14 protein-coding genes are annotated in these 19,447 nt (G+C 33.5%); 11 read left to right on the forward strand and 3 right to left on the reverse strand.

Going from position 1 to position 19,447, the window contains the following annotated elements:
• Window positions 1–59 precede the first annotated feature (59 nt).
• Genes M3P09_RS10125 through M3P09_RS10140 form a run of 4 tightly spaced genes read left to right on the forward strand, consistent with a single transcriptional unit; the run spans window position 60 to window position 6,828 of the window.
• Window positions 60–3,026 carry a DUF1553 domain-containing protein gene (locus M3P09_RS10125; protein ID WP_249973048.1) on the forward strand — a complete coding sequence of 989 codons (2,967 nt, stop codon included), beginning with the start codon at window positions 60–62 and terminating at the stop codon, window positions 3,024–3,026.
• 20 nt (window positions 3,027–3,046) lie between these two features.
• Complete coding sequence (locus M3P09_RS10130) at window positions 3,047–4,477, forward strand: DUF1501 domain-containing protein (protein WP_233192437.1); 1,431 nt, start codon at window positions 3,047–3,049, stop codon at window positions 4,475–4,477.
• Window positions 4,478–4,497: 20 nt separating this feature from the next.
• Window positions 4,498–5,421, forward strand: coding sequence for a beta-propeller domain-containing protein (locus M3P09_RS10135; protein WP_249973049.1), 924 nt, complete (start codon window positions 4,498–4,500; stop codon window positions 5,419–5,421).
• A gap of 6 nt (window positions 5,422–5,427) precedes the next feature.
• Window positions 5,428–6,828 (forward strand): c-type cytochrome domain-containing protein, encoded by a 1,401-nt coding sequence (locus tag M3P09_RS10140; RefSeq protein ID WP_249973050.1) that lies wholly within the window; start codon window positions 5,428–5,430, stop codon window positions 6,826–6,828.
• Between the two features lie 7 nt (window positions 6,829–6,835).
• Here the strand turns inward: M3P09_RS10140 and M3P09_RS10145 are convergent, their stop codons facing one another.
• From M3P09_RS10145 to M3P09_RS10155, 3 genes are all read right to left on the reverse strand, one after another.
• Window positions 6,836–7,822: an SMP-30/gluconolactonase/LRE family protein gene (locus M3P09_RS10145; protein WP_249973051.1), complete on the reverse strand. Its 987-nt coding sequence runs from the start codon at window positions 7,820–7,822 to the stop codon at window positions 6,836–6,838.
• 4 nt (window positions 7,823–7,826) lie between these two features.
• Window positions 7,827–8,837, reverse strand: coding sequence for an inositol 2-dehydrogenase (iolG, locus tag M3P09_RS10150; protein WP_099563316.1), 1,011 nt, complete (start codon window positions 8,835–8,837; stop codon window positions 7,827–7,829).
• Between the two features lie 144 nt (window positions 8,838–8,981).
• A complete protein-coding gene (locus tag M3P09_RS10155) occupies window positions 8,982–9,383 on the reverse strand; it encodes an SPOR domain-containing protein (protein WP_099563317.1) in 402 nt (133 codons plus the stop codon).
• Between the two features lie 213 nt (window positions 9,384–9,596).
• On the opposite strand from M3P09_RS10155, the gene M3P09_RS10160 reads away from it, so the two are divergent.
• From M3P09_RS10160 to M3P09_RS10190, 7 genes are read left to right on the forward strand one after another with little or no spacing between them, the layout of a single operon-like run.
• On the forward strand, window positions 9,597–10,889 hold the full coding sequence (locus M3P09_RS10160; protein WP_249973378.1) for a c-type cytochrome: 1,293 nt from the start codon (window positions 9,597–9,599) through the stop codon (window positions 10,887–10,889).
• A gap of 29 nt (window positions 10,890–10,918) precedes the next feature.
• Complete coding sequence (locus M3P09_RS10165) at window positions 10,919–14,071, forward strand: TAT-variant-translocated molybdopterin oxidoreductase (RefSeq protein ID WP_249973052.1); 3,153 nt, start codon at window positions 10,919–10,921, stop codon at window positions 14,069–14,071.
• Between the two features lie 28 nt (window positions 14,072–14,099).
• Window positions 14,100–15,824: an NrfD/PsrC family molybdoenzyme membrane anchor subunit gene (gene nrfD / locus M3P09_RS10170; protein ID WP_249973053.1), complete on the forward strand. Its 1,725-nt coding sequence runs from the start codon at window positions 14,100–14,102 to the stop codon at window positions 15,822–15,824.
• Between the two features lie 9 nt (window positions 15,825–15,833).
• Window positions 15,834–16,370: a DUF3341 domain-containing protein gene (locus M3P09_RS10175; protein ID WP_099563320.1), complete on the forward strand. Its 537-nt coding sequence runs from the start codon at window positions 15,834–15,836 to the stop codon at window positions 16,368–16,370.
• Window position 16,371: 1 nt separating this feature from the next.
• On the forward strand, window positions 16,372–16,929 hold the full coding sequence (locus M3P09_RS10180) for a c-type cytochrome (protein WP_199099638.1): 558 nt from the start codon (window positions 16,372–16,374) through the stop codon (window positions 16,927–16,929).
• Window positions 16,930–16,949: 20 nt separating this feature from the next.
• Window positions 16,950–18,326 (forward strand): quinol:cytochrome C oxidoreductase, encoded by a 1,377-nt coding sequence (locus M3P09_RS10185; RefSeq protein ID WP_249973054.1) that lies wholly within the window; start codon window positions 16,950–16,952, stop codon window positions 18,324–18,326.
• Between the two features lie 30 nt (window positions 18,327–18,356).
• Window positions 18,357–19,427 carry a cytochrome c oxidase subunit II gene (locus M3P09_RS10190; RefSeq protein ID WP_099563322.1) on the forward strand — a complete coding sequence of 357 codons (1,071 nt, stop codon included), beginning with the start codon at window positions 18,357–18,359 and terminating at the stop codon, window positions 19,425–19,427.
• Window positions 19,428–19,447 lie beyond the last annotated feature (20 nt).

The raw sequence follows: 19,447 nt of genomic DNA on the forward strand, positions 1-19,447 counted from the left end.
TTGTTTTTTGGATAGAAAAATGAATTAGTAAGTGTAGAATTAGTATAGAACATTTCAAATTGAAAGAAATTTTTAACTTAACCGTTAAGTTTAGATTTATGATTGTTAATAGAAACATAAAAAGAATATGGTCATTGAGCATGCTGTGCTTAATCTTATTATCATGTAATAGTTCTAATCAATCTTATGAGTCACTTCCTAAAAAAGTTGATTTTAACTTTGATATTCGCCCAATACTTGTTCAAAATTGTTATTTATGTCACGGACCAGATCCTAGTAGTAGAAAAGCCAATCTTAGACTTGATACTTATGAAGGCGCTACTGCAGCATTAAAAGAAGGAGGGCATGCAGTTGTGCCAGGGAAACCAAGTAAAAGTGAATTGATTTATCGTATTACTCATGAGAACGATGATAAAATCATGCCACCACCAGAAATGAATAGTAAGCTTAGTGAAAGAGAGATTAAACTTTTACAAAAGTGGATTGATCAAGGTGCAGAATGGAAACCTCACTGGTCGTTTATTAAGCCTAGCCTAGATAATGAAATCAATGATATTGATTTTTACGTTAATAATTATTTAAATCTAAAGGAATTGAATAAGGCCCCAGTAGCAAATAAAAACACATTGATAAGAAGAGTTTCATATTTGTTAACTGGTTTACCTCCTGTTACTGAAGATGTAGAAGAATTTATCTCAGACTCATCTGAAAATGCTTATGATACGATGGTAAATAAGTATTTAAACTCAATGGGTTATGGTGAGCGTTGGGCAAGACATTGGATGGATTTGGTTAGATACGCAGAAACTAAAGGTCATGAATTTGATTATACTATTACTGGTGCATGGGAATACAGAGATTATTTAATAAAAGCGTTTAATAACGATGTACCTTATAGTCAGTTGTTAAAAGAACATTTAGCAGGAGATTTATTAAAAGAAAAGAGATATGATACCGAAACAGGGAAATTAGAATCCCAAATAGCAACAGCATTCTATGCTATGGGAGAAGGAACCCATAGTCCCGTTGATGTGCGTCAAGATGAAGCCAATCGAATAGATAATATGATTGATGTAACTTCAAAAACTTTTCAAGGGCTTACAGTATCGTGTGCTAAATGTCACGATCATAAATTTGACCCAATTACAGCAGCAGATTATTATGCTTTTTATGGGATAATGGAAAGCACTCGCTTTACACCATTAGATGCTAATTTATCTATTGAAAAAGAAAATATAGCAAAAGAATTATTAGAAATTCAAGATTATATAAAGGCTTTAGTAACAGAAAAAGTTAGTCCTCAAATTCAGGTAGAAAGGAACCAAAAAGATAATGAAGTTATAAAACCTTCAAATGATTATAATCTACTTGGAGATTTTAGGGCTTCAAGTTTTGGTAAATGGAAAACAAGTGGAATGGCATTCGGTGAAAAGACAACTTTAGGGGTTCCAGAAATCGATAAACATTCAGGGAAATTAATTGCATTAAAAGAAGGAGTAGCATCAAGTAGGGTTTTTGATGTTGGTGTTTTTGGCAGTTTACGATCTCCCGATTTTATTTTAGACTCCAATTTTATAGGAGTTCGCGCAAGAGGTAATCAAAGTACAATTCGAATAATAGTTGACAATTTTCAATTAATACAAAACCCTATTTATGGAGATTTAACTAAAGGAATAAATAGTTCAGAATGGACAAACTATATTTTTAATGTTGAAGCTTGGAAAGGTCATAAAGCCTATGTTGAAATTCTTACAGGAGAATATATACAGCATAATTTTAATTTAGCTAAAGATGCCTTTGTCGAAGCAGAGTATGCTATTTCCTTTAATAAAGAATGGCCTTCAGAAATAAGAATAACGAATAATGACCCATCAGCAAAACAAATTAAAGCAATTAACAAACAAATTAAAAAAGGACATTTAAAGCCTTCTTTTTATGAGTTAATAACGACTATCGATAGCAGTAAAAAATTATCAAGCAAATTAAAAGGCAAAACATTTATTTATGGGGTTTCAGATGGTTTTGCGAAAAATAGTCCAATATTTAATAGAGGGAGGCACCAAGACCTCTCAGAAGATAGTATACCAAGAAGATTTTTATCAGCGCTACCACTAGGAGATGTCCCTTTTAAATCAAAAGGTAGTGGTCGGTTAGAATTGGCTCAAGCTATGCTTAACAAAGAAAACCCTTTAACTTCTAGAGTTATGGTAAACCGTATTTGGCATCATCTTTTTGGAAGAGGTATCGTTGAAACTGTTGATAATTTTGGGCTTCAAGGAAAGCTCCCTTCACATCCAGAACTTTTAGACCACTTGGCAATTAAGTTTCAAAAGGAGGGTTGGTCAATTAAAAAAATGATAAAATATATAGTGACTTCAGAAACTTTTAAAAGAAGTACACTTGTTAATAAAGAGGCTTTAAAAAAAGACCCTAATAACATATATTTGGCCTCTTTTCCAGTAAGACGCTTAGAATCAGAGGCAATAAGAGATGGGATTTTAGTCGCATCTGAAAGTTTAAACGCTACAGTTTATGGGCCTCCAGTACCTACCTATTTAACTAAGTTTATGCAAGGAAGAGGAAGACCTGAAAAATCAGGACCTTTGAATGGTAATGGAAGAAGAAGTATTTATCAGTCTGTGAGGCGGAATTTTTTAGAACCTATGATGACCGTTTTTGATCGCCCTATACCATTTACTACTTTTGGAAAGCGTGATGTTACTAATGTACCATCTCAATCTTTAATTTTAATGAATGATCCTTTTGTAATTGAGCAAGCTGAAATTATGGCTCAAAAGTTATTAAAAGAAGAAAGCTTATCCTTTGGTCAAAAAATTGAGTGGATTTATATGCGTGCCTTTTCAAGAAAACCAACTGAAGATGAGATTGCTAATGCGTTTAAATTTGTAAAACAACTTGAGGATATGAAAAAGGGAAACAATAATAACGCCGATTTTGATTTAGAAATATGGAAAGAATATTGTCATAGTATATTTAATTTAAAAGAATTTTTATACCTAATATAATGAGTAAGTACCATAATTTTATGCAAAAACCACTTTCACGTCGTGAAATGTTAGATATCTGCAAAGGTGGATTTGGATCACTCGCTTTATTGAGTTTGTTAGGACCTTTACCATTATCTTGCGGTCAGTCTGAAAGGTCTATTATAAACCCAAGTTCAAATCTCAATTTAGGACCACATTTTTTACCTAAGGCGAAAAGCATCATTTTTCTTTATATGGATGGCGGGGTGTCTCAAGTAGACTCTTTTGACCCTAAACCAAGGTTAACAAAAGAAAATGGAGAAGATCCAAGGAAAAAATTTAAAGTAGATGCAACTCAATTTGATAACGTTGGTAAAATTTTAAAAAGCCCTTGGGAGTTTAAACAGTACGGTGAGTGCGGGATGCCAGTTAGTGAGCTTTTTCCTCATATTGCAACTTGCGTAGATGACATAGCATTAATTAGATCTATGACATCACAATTTCCAGAACATACAAATGCGAATTATTTTTTACATACAGGTAGTGGACTTCAAGGAAGACCAAGCATGGGGTCTTGGATAACTTATGGTTTAGGAAGCGAAAACAAAAATATTCCTGGATATGTAGTGCTAGACGGAGGACTTATTCCTCCTGGAGGCCTTGATAACTTTAAAAATGGATTCTTACCAGCATCTTATCAGGCTTCAATATTAAGAGCAGGCCCCCAACCTATCGCTAATATAAAACCCAAAGAAAGTATTCCGAATTTACAGGAACAAAAACTAAGTTTTATTAAAGCACTAGATAAAAAACAACTTGCTGAAATAGGTGAAGTTGACGCTGTTGAATCAGCTATTTCAAATTATGAGCTAGCATATAAAATGCAATCTTCAATTCCAGAATTAACAGAATTCAAAGAAGAATCTAAAGCTACAAAAAAATTATATGGATTTGAATCTGATGATCCTCATACAAGAGGCTATGCAGCTCAATGCTTGTTAGCACGTAGACTTGTTGAAAGAGGGGTGCGCTTTATAGAGTTAACGTGCCCAAAAGTAAGTGCCGACAGGTGGGACCAACATGGAAATCTAAAAGATGGGCACGAGAAAAATGCTCACGCAGTAGACCAGCCCATTGCTGGATTACTTAAAGATTTAAAATCGAGAGGACTATTAGAAGAAACCTTAGTTGTATGGACTGGAGAATTTGGAAGGACACCATTTGCTCAAGGGTCAAATGGACGAGATCATAACCCTTCGGCTTGTAGTATGTGGATGGCCGGTGCTGGAATTAAAGGAGGAACTATATTTGGAAGAACAGATGAATATGGTTATAGAGTAATTGAAAATGAAGTCTCAGTTCATGACCTTCATGCTACGATGATGCATTTAATGGGGATCAATCATGAGCATCTTACTTTTAGATTTGGAGGACGAGATATAAGATTAACAGATGTACACGGACATGTCATTAAAGATATATTAGCTTAAAACCTAAAAACAGTAATTAAATGAAAATAAATACAACTTTTAAATTAGTTCTAGCTATATGCTTAATTGTACCATGTTTTTTATGGTCTCAAAAAACAGTACCAGAAATAACGCATTCTTTTTTTATAGCTGGACCGCAGTTTACTGGAATTATTGGTGAAGCAGGAGAAGTTATTTGGGATTCTAAAAAAGCTGGAGCTCGAGATGGATATATCTTGAAAAATGGACATGTTTTAATATGTTGGGGTGATGAAGTGAGAGAGTATAATAGGAAAAAAGAGGTTATTCTTAGTTATAAGAAAACTGAAGAATCAATGGAATTAGGAACAGCTGTACGTTTATCTAACGGAAATACAATGATTACTGAATCTGGATACAAACCTAGAATAGTTGAAATCAATAAAAAAGGAAAAGTGGTAAAAAGTATTCCTCTGAAACCTGAAACTGATAATATTCATATGCAAACCCGTATGGCAAGAAAGTTAAAAAATGGCAATTATCTAGTGCCTCATTTGCTAGCTTTTGCAGTAAAGGAATATCAGCCAGACGGAACTATAGTAAAAACTTTTAGTACAGATTATGAAAAATTTGGAGGCCGAAAAGCAGAGACTTGGCCATTTACAGCTATTCGATTAAAGAATGGAAATACTTTAGTAACACTTACGCATGGGAACAGAGTTATTGAGTTAAACTCAAAAGGACAAATAATTTGGGAAATAAACAATGCTTTATATGATGAAGATCCTTTAGTGGACCCTTGTGGTGCCCAAAGATTACCTAACGGAAATACAGTAATTGCAAGTTATGGTGCACAAAAAGGGATAAAAATTTTTGAAGTTGATTCGAATAAAAATATAGTTTGGACTTATAATAATTTTAGAGCACATCATTTTCAAATTCTAACTACAAATGGTAAACCTATTAAAGGAACTCCGCTTAAATAAAAATAAATGGAGTTAAGCATTTTATTAAATACCGGTGTTACTGATAATCCTTCAGATATTTTAATATTTTTTGGAAGAATTCATCCTTTAGTAGTTCATTTTCCTATCGGTTTTTTAATATTAGCAGCTTTGGTTGAAATAACAACTAAGTGGGCTAAATTTCAACCTTTAAAAAATTATATTCATTACTTATGGGGATTAGGTAGTATAAGTTCGCTTTTTGCAATATTATTTGGATATTTTCTTTCTCTCTCTGGTGATTATAATGAGAATACTGTTTTTTTACATAAATGGAGCGGTGTAGCATTGTTTTTATTTTCTTCTATATGCTATTATATTTCCAAAAGGCAAATTAAACTTCCATTTTATGGCAAATCAATACTTATACTTATTATTGTGTTTACAGTTTTTTATACAGGCCATTTAGGAGGGAACCTTACACACGGGTCAACATATTTATTTGAATATGCTCCAAATTCAATCCGATCACTTGTAGGAATGCCTAAAAAAGAAATTCCTCGAAAAAAAGTAACTGTTTTAGACTCTGCAGATGTTTATTTAGATTTGATTTCGCCTATAATGAATAATAGGTGCGTTAGTTGCCATAATCAAGATAAAAAGAAAGGAGATCTTGACTTAACTAGCTATGCAAACTTAATGAAAGGAGGCGAAAATGGAGATGTAGTTATTCCAAATGATGCAGAAGCTAGTGATTTTTATAGACGAATAACACTTCCTGAATCGCATGATGACTTTATGCCCTCAGAAGGAAAAAAGCCTTTAACTAAAAATGAAGTATTGCTTATTGGTTGGTGGATAAATAACAACGCACCATCCAATGGTTATTTTTCTCAATTGAATCCAGATAAGGAAATAATTAGCAAGGCGAAAAATATTCTTGGATTAGATAAAAACAACCTGTTTAATAAAAAAGTTAGCCCGCCTAAAAAAGAGATTATCGATTCATTAAGTAGTCAAGGGTTTATACTAAATAAACTAATGAAGGATAACTATTATTTGGAAGCAAATTTTAGTTTAAGCGAAAAAAGTATAACCCCAAAAGGATTTGAAACTATCTTACAATTAAAGGGCCAGTTAATATGGTTAAACTTAAATCATTCTAATATTACAGACGAGTATTTAATGAAAATAGGACAATTAGAAAATTTGATAAAACTAAATGTTAGCAGAAATAATATTTCAGATAAAGGCTTAATGCATTTGTCTGGCCTACAAAATTTGGAGTCTCTTAATTTATACGAAACAAATGTTTCAGACAGTTTACTAACTGTAATCCCTAAACTTATCAATTTAAAAAGGCTCTATCTTTCAGGATCTAAAGCCAATGATAGTATTATAAACGAGCTTAAAAAAAAGAATGAAAAGCTGAGAATTATTTTTGATTAAAACTTATCTAAGGTTTTAACTTTACTCGCATCAATTTTGGTCCAGAAGTAATATATAAAGTTTCTTCTTTATCATCTAAAACACAGTTGGTATTAAATTCATTATTTAAAATAGTACCTAAATGCTTTCCTTCGGGGTTTAGAATATAAACCCCACCTGGGCCAGTGGCGAATATAATCCCATTTTTGTTAACCTTTAAACCATCTGGATGCCCCTTTTCTTTAGGAGCATTTCCTGTAGCATCAAAAAAATGTCTTCCATTTGAAATATTCCCATTTTCATCAACGTCTGCTGCAATCCAAATGGCATGTTTCCAATCTGCATTTGCAATATATACTGTTTTCTCATCTGGTGAAAAAGCAATTCCGTTAGGGCTAGAAAGAGTGTCTGTTACAATTTGCACTTCCCTTTCAGGTGTAATACTATATACTGCAGCTTTTAAACCCTCTTTTTTTGTTGGAGGAGGATCAGACATAATCATGTTTCCATTTGAATGGAAAGCAGCATCATTTGTATTATTAAACGGAATACCATTATAATTATCAACAAAAACACTAAAATCATTTGTAGGTTTATCCAAAGCGCTGTTCATTTTCACTGCTTGTCCATGGCCATATTGTAGAATGACTAATTTTTTATTTTTATCAATTAAAAGTGCACTAGGACCTGGTCTGTTTGGGTTTGGGTCATTCATATCTAAGTATAAGCTAACACTATCTTTCTCTGTCCATTGATAAATTTTTTGATGACCAACATCGGTATATACTAATTTTTGATCTTCTTTAATCCATATTGGGCCTTCGGACCATTTATGACCTGTAGAAAGTATTTCAATAACAGCATTAGGTGAAATTATATCATCTAATTGTTTATCAAGCCGCTCAATTTTTCCAACTGTTTGAAATGTTTTGTGCTTTATTTTTTTCTGTTTTTCACAAGATGATAAAAGTATAGGTATTAGAAGTATTGTTGAAACCTTGTTTATTAAATTCATAATTTTAATTGATTTTTATACTATCAACTTTTATAGGTCGATTTTCTATTAACGACTTATTAGCAGCTTCAGCAATTATCATAGCTTTAATACCATCTTCACCAGAAACAGGCATTGGTTTATTATTAATAAGTGCATTAATAAAACATCGCATTTCTTCTAAGTATGATAATTTATACCTATCCATAAAAAAATTTAAATGAGAATCAGTCTCTGTTCCTATTTCAGTAGATGTTTCTACATTACTTTTTAATGGGTTTTTAACTTTTATAACGCCTTTAGATCCAAATACCTCTAGACGTTGATCATAACCGTATTTTGCTTCCCGACTATTTTCAATAGTAGCTAGGGCATTATTTTCAAACTTAAGTAAAACCGTAGCACTGTCAATATCTCCTGCTTTACCTATGGCTGGGTCTATTAAGCAATTTCCGTAAGCAAAAACTTCAGCAACCTCACTACCCATTATAAATCGCGCCATGTCAAAATCATGAATAGTCATGTCTTTAAATAAGCCACCAGAATTTTTAATGTAAGAAATGGGTGGTGGTTGAGGATCTCTACTAATAATATGAATGTTTCGCAAAAGCCCTATTTTTCCAGCAGAAATGTCATTCTTCACTTTTGAGAAATTGTTGTCAAACCTTTGATTAAACCCAATCATTATAGGAACATTTAATTTAGAAATTAAAGAGATGGTTTCATTAGCCTTTTCTAGAGACATATCAATTGGTTTCTCACAAAAAACAGCTTTTCCTGCTTTAGCAGCTTTTATTATATATTCTGAATGAGTATTATTAGGAGAGCATATTACAACAGCATCAATTTCAGGGTTGCTAGTAATGGAATCTATTTTATTAGAAACATTTTTAATACCATTTTGTAATGCAAAATTTTGTCCTTCGTCTCCAGGATTAACCGCAGCAATTACTTTTGCGTCCTGTATGTTTTTAGATAGGTTTTCAAGGTGGATTTTCCCCATCCTGCCTAATCCAACAACACCGATTTTAATCATAAATTAAGTTTCTTTAAAAGTAAGCATTATTGGGTGGAATTCCAATAGTTAATTCATGCTTCAATAGAGATAAATTATGATTAGAAGGAGTTAATCTTGAAGTATTAAATCAAATATTTTTAAGAGGAAATAATTTGTAAGTATTTAACTGTTTTTTTTCGACTTTGGTTTAAAGATAAACGCGCTAGGAAAGTTTCTTTTAATTCTCTTTAAAGCTCTATCGGCCTCTAAGCGTGTTCTAAAATTACCAGCCCAAATTTTAAAGTTAGGTGTGTCAAAAACAATTTTTGAATGCCAATCACCATAAATAGAATGAAATTCTTTTTGAGCAGATGTAGCGCCTGCTCTATTGCCATTATAAATTTGTATTTTGTACCTGTCTGATGCTTTGTCGTCTTTATTAAGTTCTTTTTTTAGACTTAAAAGAGTAGATATATTTTTATCTTGATTTATGGTAACATTGCCTTGTTGAGCAAAACAATTGGCCGAGACTAAAACAAGACAAAAAACAAGAAATGAGTTAATTTTTATTTTCAATGTGTTCATTTTTAAATATATTTATACAAATGTATACGTTATAAACTTAAATACAGCTCTTTTTATTATTTAGAATGCCTCTAAATTACCAATTAACACTTCTGTAACATTTCTAAAATCGACTTTTAATATTACTTTTGCGTGAGATTTTATAACTGTATTTTTTTCTAATATTAAATGAAAAAATCATACCAAAGTTTAGAAGTTAATTTAACCAACAATATGATACAGGTAATTTACCGTAAACTAACCTCAAATATTCTTCATTTCGGGTTCGTTATTTTACTAACATTTACAACGTCTCTTTCGGCTCAAGAAGGAGATTCAGCAAAAGGAAAATCGTTATTTAATGCCAATTGTGCAGCGTGTCATACTTTAGATAAGAAAATGACTGGCCCTGCTTTACGAAATGTAGAGCAACGTTTAGCTGATGATGAAGGCTTAGATAGAGAATGGCTTTATGCTTGGGTAAAAAATAGCGCAGGCATGATTAAATCTGGTGATGCTTATGCTAACAAGATTTATAATGAGTATAGTGGTGCAGCAATGACAGCTTTTCCACAATTATCAAATGAAGATATTGATAATATACTTGCTTATACTGCAGAAGAAAAGAAAGCTCCTGTTCCTGTTCCAGGTGGAGCAGTGGCAACTCAAGCTACAGAAACTACTGGAGGTATTTCTAACGAAATCATTTTAGGTGCTTTAGCTATTTTGTTTATATTGTTAGCTGCTGGTTTGTTTTTAGTAAACAAAACATTGCGCCGTTTTGCTTCAGCACAAGGCATAGAAGTAGAAGAAGATTCAAAAAGAACACCGTTATGGAAAGCTTTTGTTAAGAATCAATTCTTAATGTTAGTTACTGCTATTTTCTTTTTATTAGCAAGTGCATACTTTGTGTTTGGTTACTTTATGCAAATAGGTATAGATCAAGGGTATCAGCCAGTGCAGGAGATTCATTTTTCGCATAAAATTCACGCAGGAGACAATAAAGTAGATTGTAAATACTGTCACTCTTCAGCAAGAACTAGTAAAACATCTGGTATTCCATCTTTAAATGTATGTATGAATTGTCATAAATCTATATATGAGTATAATGGAGAAACTACTCCTGAATACTCAAAAGAGTTTTACGATGGTGAAATCAAAAAATTATATGCAGCCGCTGGATGGGATGATGCAGAACAAAAATATACAGGTGATTCTCAGCCAGTTAAGTGGACGCGTATTCATAACTTGCCAGATTTTGTTTATTTCAATCACTCACAACACGTAACTGTTGCAGGTGTTGAGTGTCAAACATGTCATGGTCCAGTTGAGGAAATGGAAATTATGTACCAACATGCACCATTAACAATGGGCTGGTGTATAGAATGTCATAGAACAACAAATGTTAACGTAAAGGATAATGCTTACTATACCAAAATTCACGAAGAACTTTCTAAAAAGTATGGTGTAGATAAATTAACTGTTGCTCAAATGGGCGGGTTAGAATGTGGTAAGTGTCATTATTAATTTATTAAGAAGTAATTCAATTATATAATATGTCATCAAACAAGAAATACTGGAAAAGTGTTGAAGAGCTAAACGAAAATAGCTCTATTGTTGAGACGCTAAAACAAAACGAGTTTGTTAATGAGATTCCTACAGATGAATTTTTAGGTGATAAAGAGACATTAGAGGAGACATCAACAACACGTCGCGATTTCTTAAAATATGTAGGTTTTAGTACTGCAGCGGCATCACTTGCTGCTTGTGAAGGCCCTGTTAAAAAGGCTATTCCTTATGTAGTACAACCAACAGAAATTATTCCTGGTGTTGCAAATTATTATGCAACAACAATTGCTGATGGTTTTGATTTTGCGAGTGTTTTAGTTAAAACCCGTGAAGGTCGTCCAATTAAAATTGAAAATAATGCTTTAGCAGTTACTAATGGTAATGCAAATGCTAGAGTAAATGCGTCAGTTTTAGGATTGTATGATAGTTTAAGAGTTCAAGGCCCGAGCAAAGAAGGAGAGCCTATTTCATGGGAGGCTTTCAATTCAGAAACAACTAAAGCTTTGAATAGTGCTGCGGATGCTAATAAAGATATTGTGTTATTAACACAAACTTTTGCAAGCCCATCTACAAGTAAATTGATTTCTGAGTTTAAGGAAGAATATGGTAATGTTCGTCATGTAGTATACGATTCTGTTTCAGAATCTGCTGCACTTGATGCTTACCAAGCAAAATATAACGAGCGCGCTTTAGCAAATTACGATTTCTCTAAAGCCATGACTATTGTTTCTGTTGGTGCAGATTTCTTAGGAGATTGGCAAGGCGGAGGATTTGATTCGGGTTACTCTAAAAACAGAGTTCCAGATCATGGGAAAATGTCACGACATATTCAGTTTGAATCTAATATGTCTTTAACTGGAGCTAATGCAGATAAGCGTGTGCCTTTAACACCAAGTCAGCAAAAAACCGCTTTAGCTAAATTATATAGTCAAGTTGTTGGAGGATCTGTTTCTACACAAGATTTACCTGCTCATATCGAAGATGCTATTAGTAAAGCAGCTTCTCAACTTAAAAAAGCAGGAAGTAATGGTTTAGTGGTTACAGGAATTCAAGACGTAAATGCACAGACGGTTGCTTTAGAAATTAACGAAGCTTTAAATAGTAAGGCATTTGATAAAGCAGCACCAATAAAAATAAGACAAGGTAGCGATAAAGCAGTAGCTAAATTAGTTGCCGATATGAAAGCTGGAACAGTTGGAGCGATCATCATGAGTGGTGTAAATCCAATGTATACACTTTCAAATGCTTCAGATTTTGCTGAAGGATTGAAAAAAGTAGATTTATCTGTAACCTTTTCTTTAAAGGCAGATGAAACTGCAGTACTTACAGATTATATAGCAGCAGCACCTCATTATTTAGAATCTTGGGGAGATGTTGAAATTAAAAAAGGGCATTATGCGTTAACGCAACCAACAATTCGTCCTTTATTTGATACAAGACAATTTCAAGATGCTTTATTAACGTGGACTGAAAACGATGCATCTTATCATGATTATATAAAAGAAGCTTGGGGAACTACTATTTTAGGAGGAAGTTCTTTTAATAAAGCATTGCATGATGGTACTTTTGTTGGCGCTATTGCGACTGAAACTGAAGATACAACTACAACAACTGAAGTTGTTGAATCTGATGAGACAGAAGAAACACCTTCTGGAAATGCAGCAAGAGCTATAGCAGCCTCTGTTAAATCTGATTCAGGATTTGAATTAACATTATATACCAAAATAGGTATGGGTGATGGCCAACAAGCCAATAACCCATGGTTACAGGAATTTCCAGACCCACTTACAAGAACATCTTGGGATAACTACTTAACCATTTCTAAAGTTGATGCAGATGCATTAGGTTTAGTAAATACACACGTAGCAACTGGTGCATTAAATAGTAACTATGCTAATGTAACAGCAAACGGAACAACAATTAAAGTTCCTGTAATGATTCAACCAGGGCAAGCAAAAGGTTCAGTTGGGTTAGCATTTGGTTACGGAAAAACTTTAGGTTTAAAAGAAGAAATGCAAACAGGTGTTAATGCCTATGCATTATATCAAGATTTCAATAATGTACAATCTGTTACTATTGAGTCTGCTGGCGGCGAGCATGAATTTGCTTCGGTACAATTGCATAATACTTTAATGGGTCGAGGTGATATTGTTAAAGAAACCACCTTAGAGATTTTCAACACGAAAGACAAGAAACATTGGAATGCAATTCCTGTAGTGTCTCTTAATCACGTTGAAACCCCAGTAACTTCTCCAGATGTAGATTTATGGGATGAGTTTGATCGTTCTATCGGGCATCATTTTAACTTATCGGTAGACTTAAATGCTTGTACAGGTTGTGGAGCATGTGTAATAGCATGTCATGCAGAAAATAATGTGCCTGTAGTTGGAAAAGAAGAAGTACGTCGTAGTCGTGATATGCACTGGTTACGTATTGATAGGTATTATTCATCTGATGAAACGTTTGAAGGTGATAATAAAGAGAAGGAAGATGCTGATGGATTAGGATTAGGTAATTACGTTTTTGGTGATAGAGAAGGAGATGGGTCTCTTTCTACATTCGAAAGAATGGAAAAAGCGTCTGAGAATCCTCAAGTAGCATTCCAACCTGTAATGTGCCAGCATTGTAACCATGCACCTTGTGAAACAGTTTGTCCTGTGGCGGCAACATCACACGGTCGTCAAGGTCAAAACCATATGGCTTATAACCGTTGTGTAGGGACTAGGTATTGTGCAAACAACTGTCCTTATAAAGTACGTCGTTTTAACTGGTTCTTATATAATGGTAACGATGAGTTCGATTATTATATGAATGATGATTTAGGACGTATGGTATTAAATCCAGATGTTGTTGTACGCTCTCGTGGTGTGATGGAAAAATGTTCTATGTGTATACAAATGACACAAAAGACTATTCTTGATGCTAAACGTGATGGGCGTGAAATTAAAGACGGAGATTTCCAAACCGCTTGTTCTGCAGCTTGTAGCAGTGGCGCTATGGTATTTGGAGACATTAACGATAAGAGTAGTAAAGTTGCAAAACTTAAAGAAGATAACCGTATGTATCACTTGTTAGAAAGTGTTGGTACAAAGCCTAATGTGCAGTATCAAACAAAAGTGAGAAATACAACAGAAGCATAAATCTAATTAAAGAATCAATTATATAATTATGGCGTCTCATTACGAAGCACCTATTAGAAGACCTTTAGTTACAGGCGAAAAGTCATACCACGACGTTACTGTGGATGTAGCTGCACCTGTTGAAGGAAAAGCAAATAAACAATGGTGGATAGTTTTTGGTATTGCACTTGCCGCTTTTCTTTGGGGTATTGGATGTATCATTTATACCATATCTACAGGTATTGGAACTTGGGGTTTAAATAAAACCGTAGGTTGGGCTTGGGATATTACTAACTTTGTTTGGTGGGTAGGTATTGGTCACGCAGGAACACTTATTTCTGCAGTACTATTATTGTTCCGTCAAAAATGGAGAATGGCAATTAACCGTTCTGCAGAGGCAATGACTATTTTCTCTGTAGTTCAAGCAGGGTTATTCCCGATTATTCACATGGGTCGTCCTTGGTTAGGCTATTGGGTATTACCAATTCCAAATCAATTTGGTTCATTATGGGTAAACTTTAATTCACCATTACTTTGGGATGTATTTGCTATCTCAACATATCTATCAGTATCATTAGTATTCTGGTGGACTGGTTTATTGCCTGATTTTGCCATGTTACGTGATAGAGCAATTAAGCCTTTCCAAAAGAAAATATACTCATTATTGAGTTTTGGATGGAGTGGGCGCGCTAAAGATTGGCAACGTTTTGAAGAAGTATCTTTGGTTTTAGCTGGTTTAGCTACGCCTCTTGTACTATCTGTACATACTATTGTATCGTTTGACTTCGCAACATCGGTAATTCCAGGTTGGCACACCACAATATTCCCTCCATACTTTGTTGCTGGAGCGGTATTCTCAGGGTTTGCCATGGTAAATACACTACTTATTATTATGAGGAAAGTGTGTAACCTTGAAGATTATATTACAGTACAACATATCGAATTAATGAACATTGTAATCATGATTACAGGTTCAATAGTTGGTGTAGCATATATTACAGAGTTATTTATTGCATGGTATTCTGGTGTTGAATACGAGCAATATGCATTCTTGAATAGAGCAACCGGACCTTACTGGTGGGCATATTGGGCGATGATGACTTGTAATGTGTTTTCTCCACAATTTATGTGGTTTAAAAAATTAAGAACAAGTATTATGTTCTCATTCTTTATCTCTATTGTAGTAAATATAGGGATGTGGTTCGAACGTTTTGTAATTATTGTGACCTCGTTACATAGAGATTACTTACCATCATCATGGACGATGTTCTCTCCAACATTTGTAGATATAGGAATATTTATAGGAACCATTGGATTCTTCTTTGTATTATTCTTATTGTACTCAAGAACATTCCCGGTAATTGCACAGGCTGAGGTTAAAACAATTTTAAAATCATCTGGAGAACGTTATAAGAAAATTAGAGAAAGAGGAGATAGCTTAGTTGGAACAGGTGTTGATGCTAGAACTTCTGGTGGAACGGTTTCTAAACCAGCTAAAGCTTCAAATGATGATAATTCTGAAAAAGTAAGTAACTTACTTGGAAGTATTGGATCTTTTGATGCCGCTACGCAAACTGCCGATGATTTAAAGAAAGTAAATGGTATCGGCCCTAAGATGGAAGAAGTATTAAATAGCATTGGTATTTATACATTCCTTCAAGTTAGTAAGATGACCAAAAAAGAATATGATTTGTTAGACAGTATTACAGGTTCTTTCCCTGGAAGAGCAGAACGTGATGATTGGTCTGGACAAGCTAAAAAATTAATAAACTAAATATAGTCAATGGAAGCTTCAAAAGTTATTCACGCTATTTATACTGATGATGATGTATTAATGTCAGCTGTTAAAAAAGTTAAGGCAGAAAGACATCATATTGAAGAGATATATACACCGTTTCCGGTTCACGGATTAGACAAAGCTATGGGACTAGCTCCAACTCGTATTGCTATTACAGCATTTATATATGGGTTAATAGGTTTAACAGTAGCAATTGTTATGATGAATTTTATAATGATTGAAGATTGGCCTCAAAATATTGGAGGAAAACCAAGCTTTAGTTACATAGAAAACATGCCAGCATTTGTGCCAATTATGTTTGAACTTACTGTATTTTTTGCAGCACACTTAATGGTAATCACTTTTTATTTACGTAGTAGAATGTGGCCATTTAAAAACGCAGAAAATCCAGACCCAAGAACTACAGACGATCATTTCTTAATGGAGATTGCAATACATGGAAATGAAAATGAATTGGAAAGTTTACTAGCAGAAACTGGAGCAGTTGAGATTAATATTATTGATAAAGAAGATGGACATTAATATGAAAGGCTTAATTAAAATATTAGTATTAGCAGTTGTATTTGTAGCAGTATCTTGTAATAAGAGTACAGCTCCAAACTATCAATTCATGCCAAATATGTATGAACCTGTTGGTTATGAAACTTATCAAGAATCTAAGGCATTTAGAAACGGCATGGAAGCTCAATTACCTGCTGAAGGATCTGTAGCGAGAGGGTATGTTCCTTTTGATATTGATAATACAACTGAAGGGTTTGAATTAGCGAAAACAACATTAGCCAACCCATTAGACTCAGCTGGAGAAGTTGATTTGATAAGAGGAAAAGAACTTTATGACGTTTACTGTGGTATTTGCCATGGTAACAAAGGAAAAGGTCAAGGTAATTTGGTTAAACGAGAAAAAATTCTTGGAATTCCAAGTTATGATGATCCAGGTAGAGCTATTACAGCAGGAAGTATTTACCATACTATTTATTATGGAAAAAATGCGATGGGTTCTTATGCAAACCAATTGAAAGAAGAAGAGCGTTGGCAAGTAGTATCATACGTGTTGAAGTTAAAAGCAGATTTAGAAAAGTAAGAAGATAAGATTATATAGATATGTACACATTTTCAAATAAATTAAAGACATTTTCTATCATTCTAATGGTTTTAGGATTGTTAGGTGTTGGATATGGTTTTATGACATCTCATAAATCTTTAGACGAGGTAAAAACAATGTTAGCTGAAGAGGCTTCTCATCACGGAGGAGGACATGCTGAAGAGGCTCATGTTGTTGCTGAATCTCATGATGAACACGCTGAAGCTGCAACTCATACTAATGAAAGTCAAGCACATGCAACTGCTGACGAAGCACATCATGGTGATGAGCACGCGGAACATGTAATGCACCAAATTCATAATAGACCTTGGTCTGCATTATACGTTGCAGCATTTTTCTTCATGATGATTGCTTTAGGTGTTTTAGCATTTTATGCTATCCAAATAGCATCACAAGCAGGTTGGTCTCCAGTACTTTTTAGAGTTATGGAAGGTATAACTGCTTACTTATTGCCTGGAGGTTTAATTGTTTTAGCAATAGCATTTTTTGCAGATAGTCATTTATTTGTTTGGCTAAAAGAAGGTATAACAGTTGAAGGTCATGAGAATTACGATAAACTAGTTGCAGGTAAATCGGGATGGTTAAATAAAACAGGATTCTTTATTAGAGGTCTAATTTTCTTAGGAGGATGGGTATTATATCGTCAATTTTCACGTAAATTCTCTATTGCTCAAGACACAGCTGATGATAATAGAAACTTTAAAAAATCTTTCCGTATTGCTGCGGGGTTCTTAGTATTCTTTATTTATACAGAATCTATGATGTCTTGGGATTGGATTATGAGTGTAGATCCACACTGGTTCTCAACACTATTTGGTTGGTATGTATTTGCAAGTATGTTTGTAAGCGGAATTACTGTAATTGCATTAATTTCAATTTACCTTAAATCAAAAGGTGTTTTAGAATTTGTAAACGAAAATCATTTGCACGATGTTGCTAAATTTATGTTTGCTTTCAGTATTTTTTGGACATACTTATGGTTCTCACAATTCATGTTAATTTGGTATTCAAATATTCCAGAAGAAGTAACGTATTTTGTAACACGTTTTGCAGATTATAAACTACCTTTCTTAGGTATGGTTGTTATGAATTTTGTATTCCCAATACTAATGTTAATGAATGCCGATTATAAACGTATTCCTTGGTTTGTAGTTATGGCTGGACTAGTAATATTGTTTGGGCACTATATAGATATTTTCAATATGATTATGCCAGCTACCGTAGGCGATAGATGGTTTATTGGAATCCCAGAAATAAGCTCAGTATTGCTTTTTGCAGGACTGTTTATATTTATAGTATTTACAGCTTTAACAAAAGCACCATTACTAGTAAAAAGGTACCCTTTTAGAAAAGAAAGCGAAGAATTTCATTATTAATTAAGATATAAATAAAGACGAACGATACCAATGACTGCTTTATTAACAATTATAGTTTTAGTATTTATTTTAGTTGCCATATGGCAAATGGTAAAGATTTTCGATTTAGCTCAGGCTAAAAACGATAATGTGCCAGGAGTTGCCACAGATAAAGACAACACCATTAATGGGTATTTAATGATGGGCTTTTTAGCTTTCATTTATATCATCACCATTGTATGTTTTGTAAAGTGGGGAGACTTACCATTAATGTCAAACTCGGCTTCAGAGCATGGTCCAACTATAGATAATTTAATGGTTATCTCTATGGTAATCATATTTATTGTTCAAACAATCACTCAATTTTTATTGCATTATTTTGCTTATAAGTATAAAGGTGAAAAAGGGAAAAAAGCATTGTTTTTTGCAGATAACAATAAGTTAGAAGCAATATGGACAATTATTCCAGTAATTGTTTTAGCAGGTTTAATTATTTACGGGTTAAATACCTGGATTAACATAATGGGTGTTGAAGAAGATGAAGACACCTTAGTAGTAGAATTATATGCACAACAGTTTAACTGGAAAGCAAGATACGGTGGAAACGATAATACTTTAGGTAAAGCTAATGTACGTTTAATTGATATTGATAGAGCTAATATTTTAGGTTTAGATGAATCTGATCCTAATGCCCAAGATGATATTATAACTACAGAATTACACTTACCAGTAGGAAAACCTGTATTATTTAAAATGCGTTCTCAGGATGTTTTACACTCAGCATATATGCCACATTTTAGAGCACAAATGAACTGTGTTCCAGGGATGATTACTCAATTTGGTTTTACACCAACAGTAACTACTGCAGAAATGAGAAAAACTCCTCAAATGCAAGAGAAAGTTAAAAGAATTAACGAAATAAGAGTTGAAAATAGTAAACCATTAATTGCAAAAGGTGAAGATGCCTTAGAGCGTTATGAGTTTGACTATATACTATTATGTAATAAGATTTGTGGTAAATCTCACTACAATATGCAAATGAAAATAGTAGTAGAAACACAAGAAGAATACAATGCTTGGATAAAAGAGCAAAAAGAGTTCAAAAACTCTCTAATTAACTAATTAAAAAGATAAATACGATA

The sequence above is a fragment of the Jejuia spongiicola genome, assembly GCF_023502325.1.
GTDB classification, from domain to species: domain Bacteria; phylum Bacteroidota; class Bacteroidia; order Flavobacteriales; family Flavobacteriaceae; genus Wocania_A; species Wocania_A spongiicola.

Coding starts and splice junctions, on each gene's coding strand:
- M3P09_RS10130 (WP_233192437.1), top strand. CDS start 3,047: ATGCAAAAACCACTTTCACGTCGTGAAATGTTAGATATCTGCAAAGGT.
- M3P09_RS10135 (WP_249973049.1), top strand. CDS start 4,498: ATGAAAATAAATACAACTTTTAAATTAGTTCTAGCTATATGCTTAATT.
- M3P09_RS10140 (WP_249973050.1), top strand. CDS start 5,428: ATGGAGTTAAGCATTTTATTAAATACCGGTGTTACTGATAATCCTTCA.
- M3P09_RS10145 (WP_249973051.1), bottom strand. CDS start 7,822: ATGAATTTAATAAACAAGGTTTCAACAATACTTCTAATACCTATACTT.
- iolG (WP_099563316.1), bottom strand. CDS start 8,837: ATGATTAAAATCGGTGTTGTTGGATTAGGCAGGATGGGGAAAATCCAC.
- M3P09_RS10155 (WP_099563317.1), bottom strand. CDS start 9,383: ATGAACACATTGAAAATAAAAATTAACTCATTTCTTGTTTTTTGTCTT.
- M3P09_RS10160 (WP_249973378.1), top strand. CDS start 9,597: ATGATACAGGTAATTTACCGTAAACTAACCTCAAATATTCTTCATTTC.
- M3P09_RS10165 (WP_249973052.1), top strand. CDS start 10,919: ATGTCATCAAACAAGAAATACTGGAAAAGTGTTGAAGAGCTAAACGAA.
- nrfD (WP_249973053.1), top strand. CDS start 14,100: ATGGCGTCTCATTACGAAGCACCTATTAGAAGACCTTTAGTTACAGGC.
- M3P09_RS10175 (WP_099563320.1), top strand. CDS start 15,834: ATGGAAGCTTCAAAAGTTATTCACGCTATTTATACTGATGATGATGTA.
- M3P09_RS10180 (WP_199099638.1), top strand. CDS start 16,372: ATGAAAGGCTTAATTAAAATATTAGTATTAGCAGTTGTATTTGTAGCA.
- M3P09_RS10185 (WP_249973054.1), top strand. CDS start 16,950: ATGTACACATTTTCAAATAAATTAAAGACATTTTCTATCATTCTAATG.
- M3P09_RS10190 (WP_099563322.1), top strand. CDS start 18,357: ATGACTGCTTTATTAACAATTATAGTTTTAGTATTTATTTTAGTTGCC.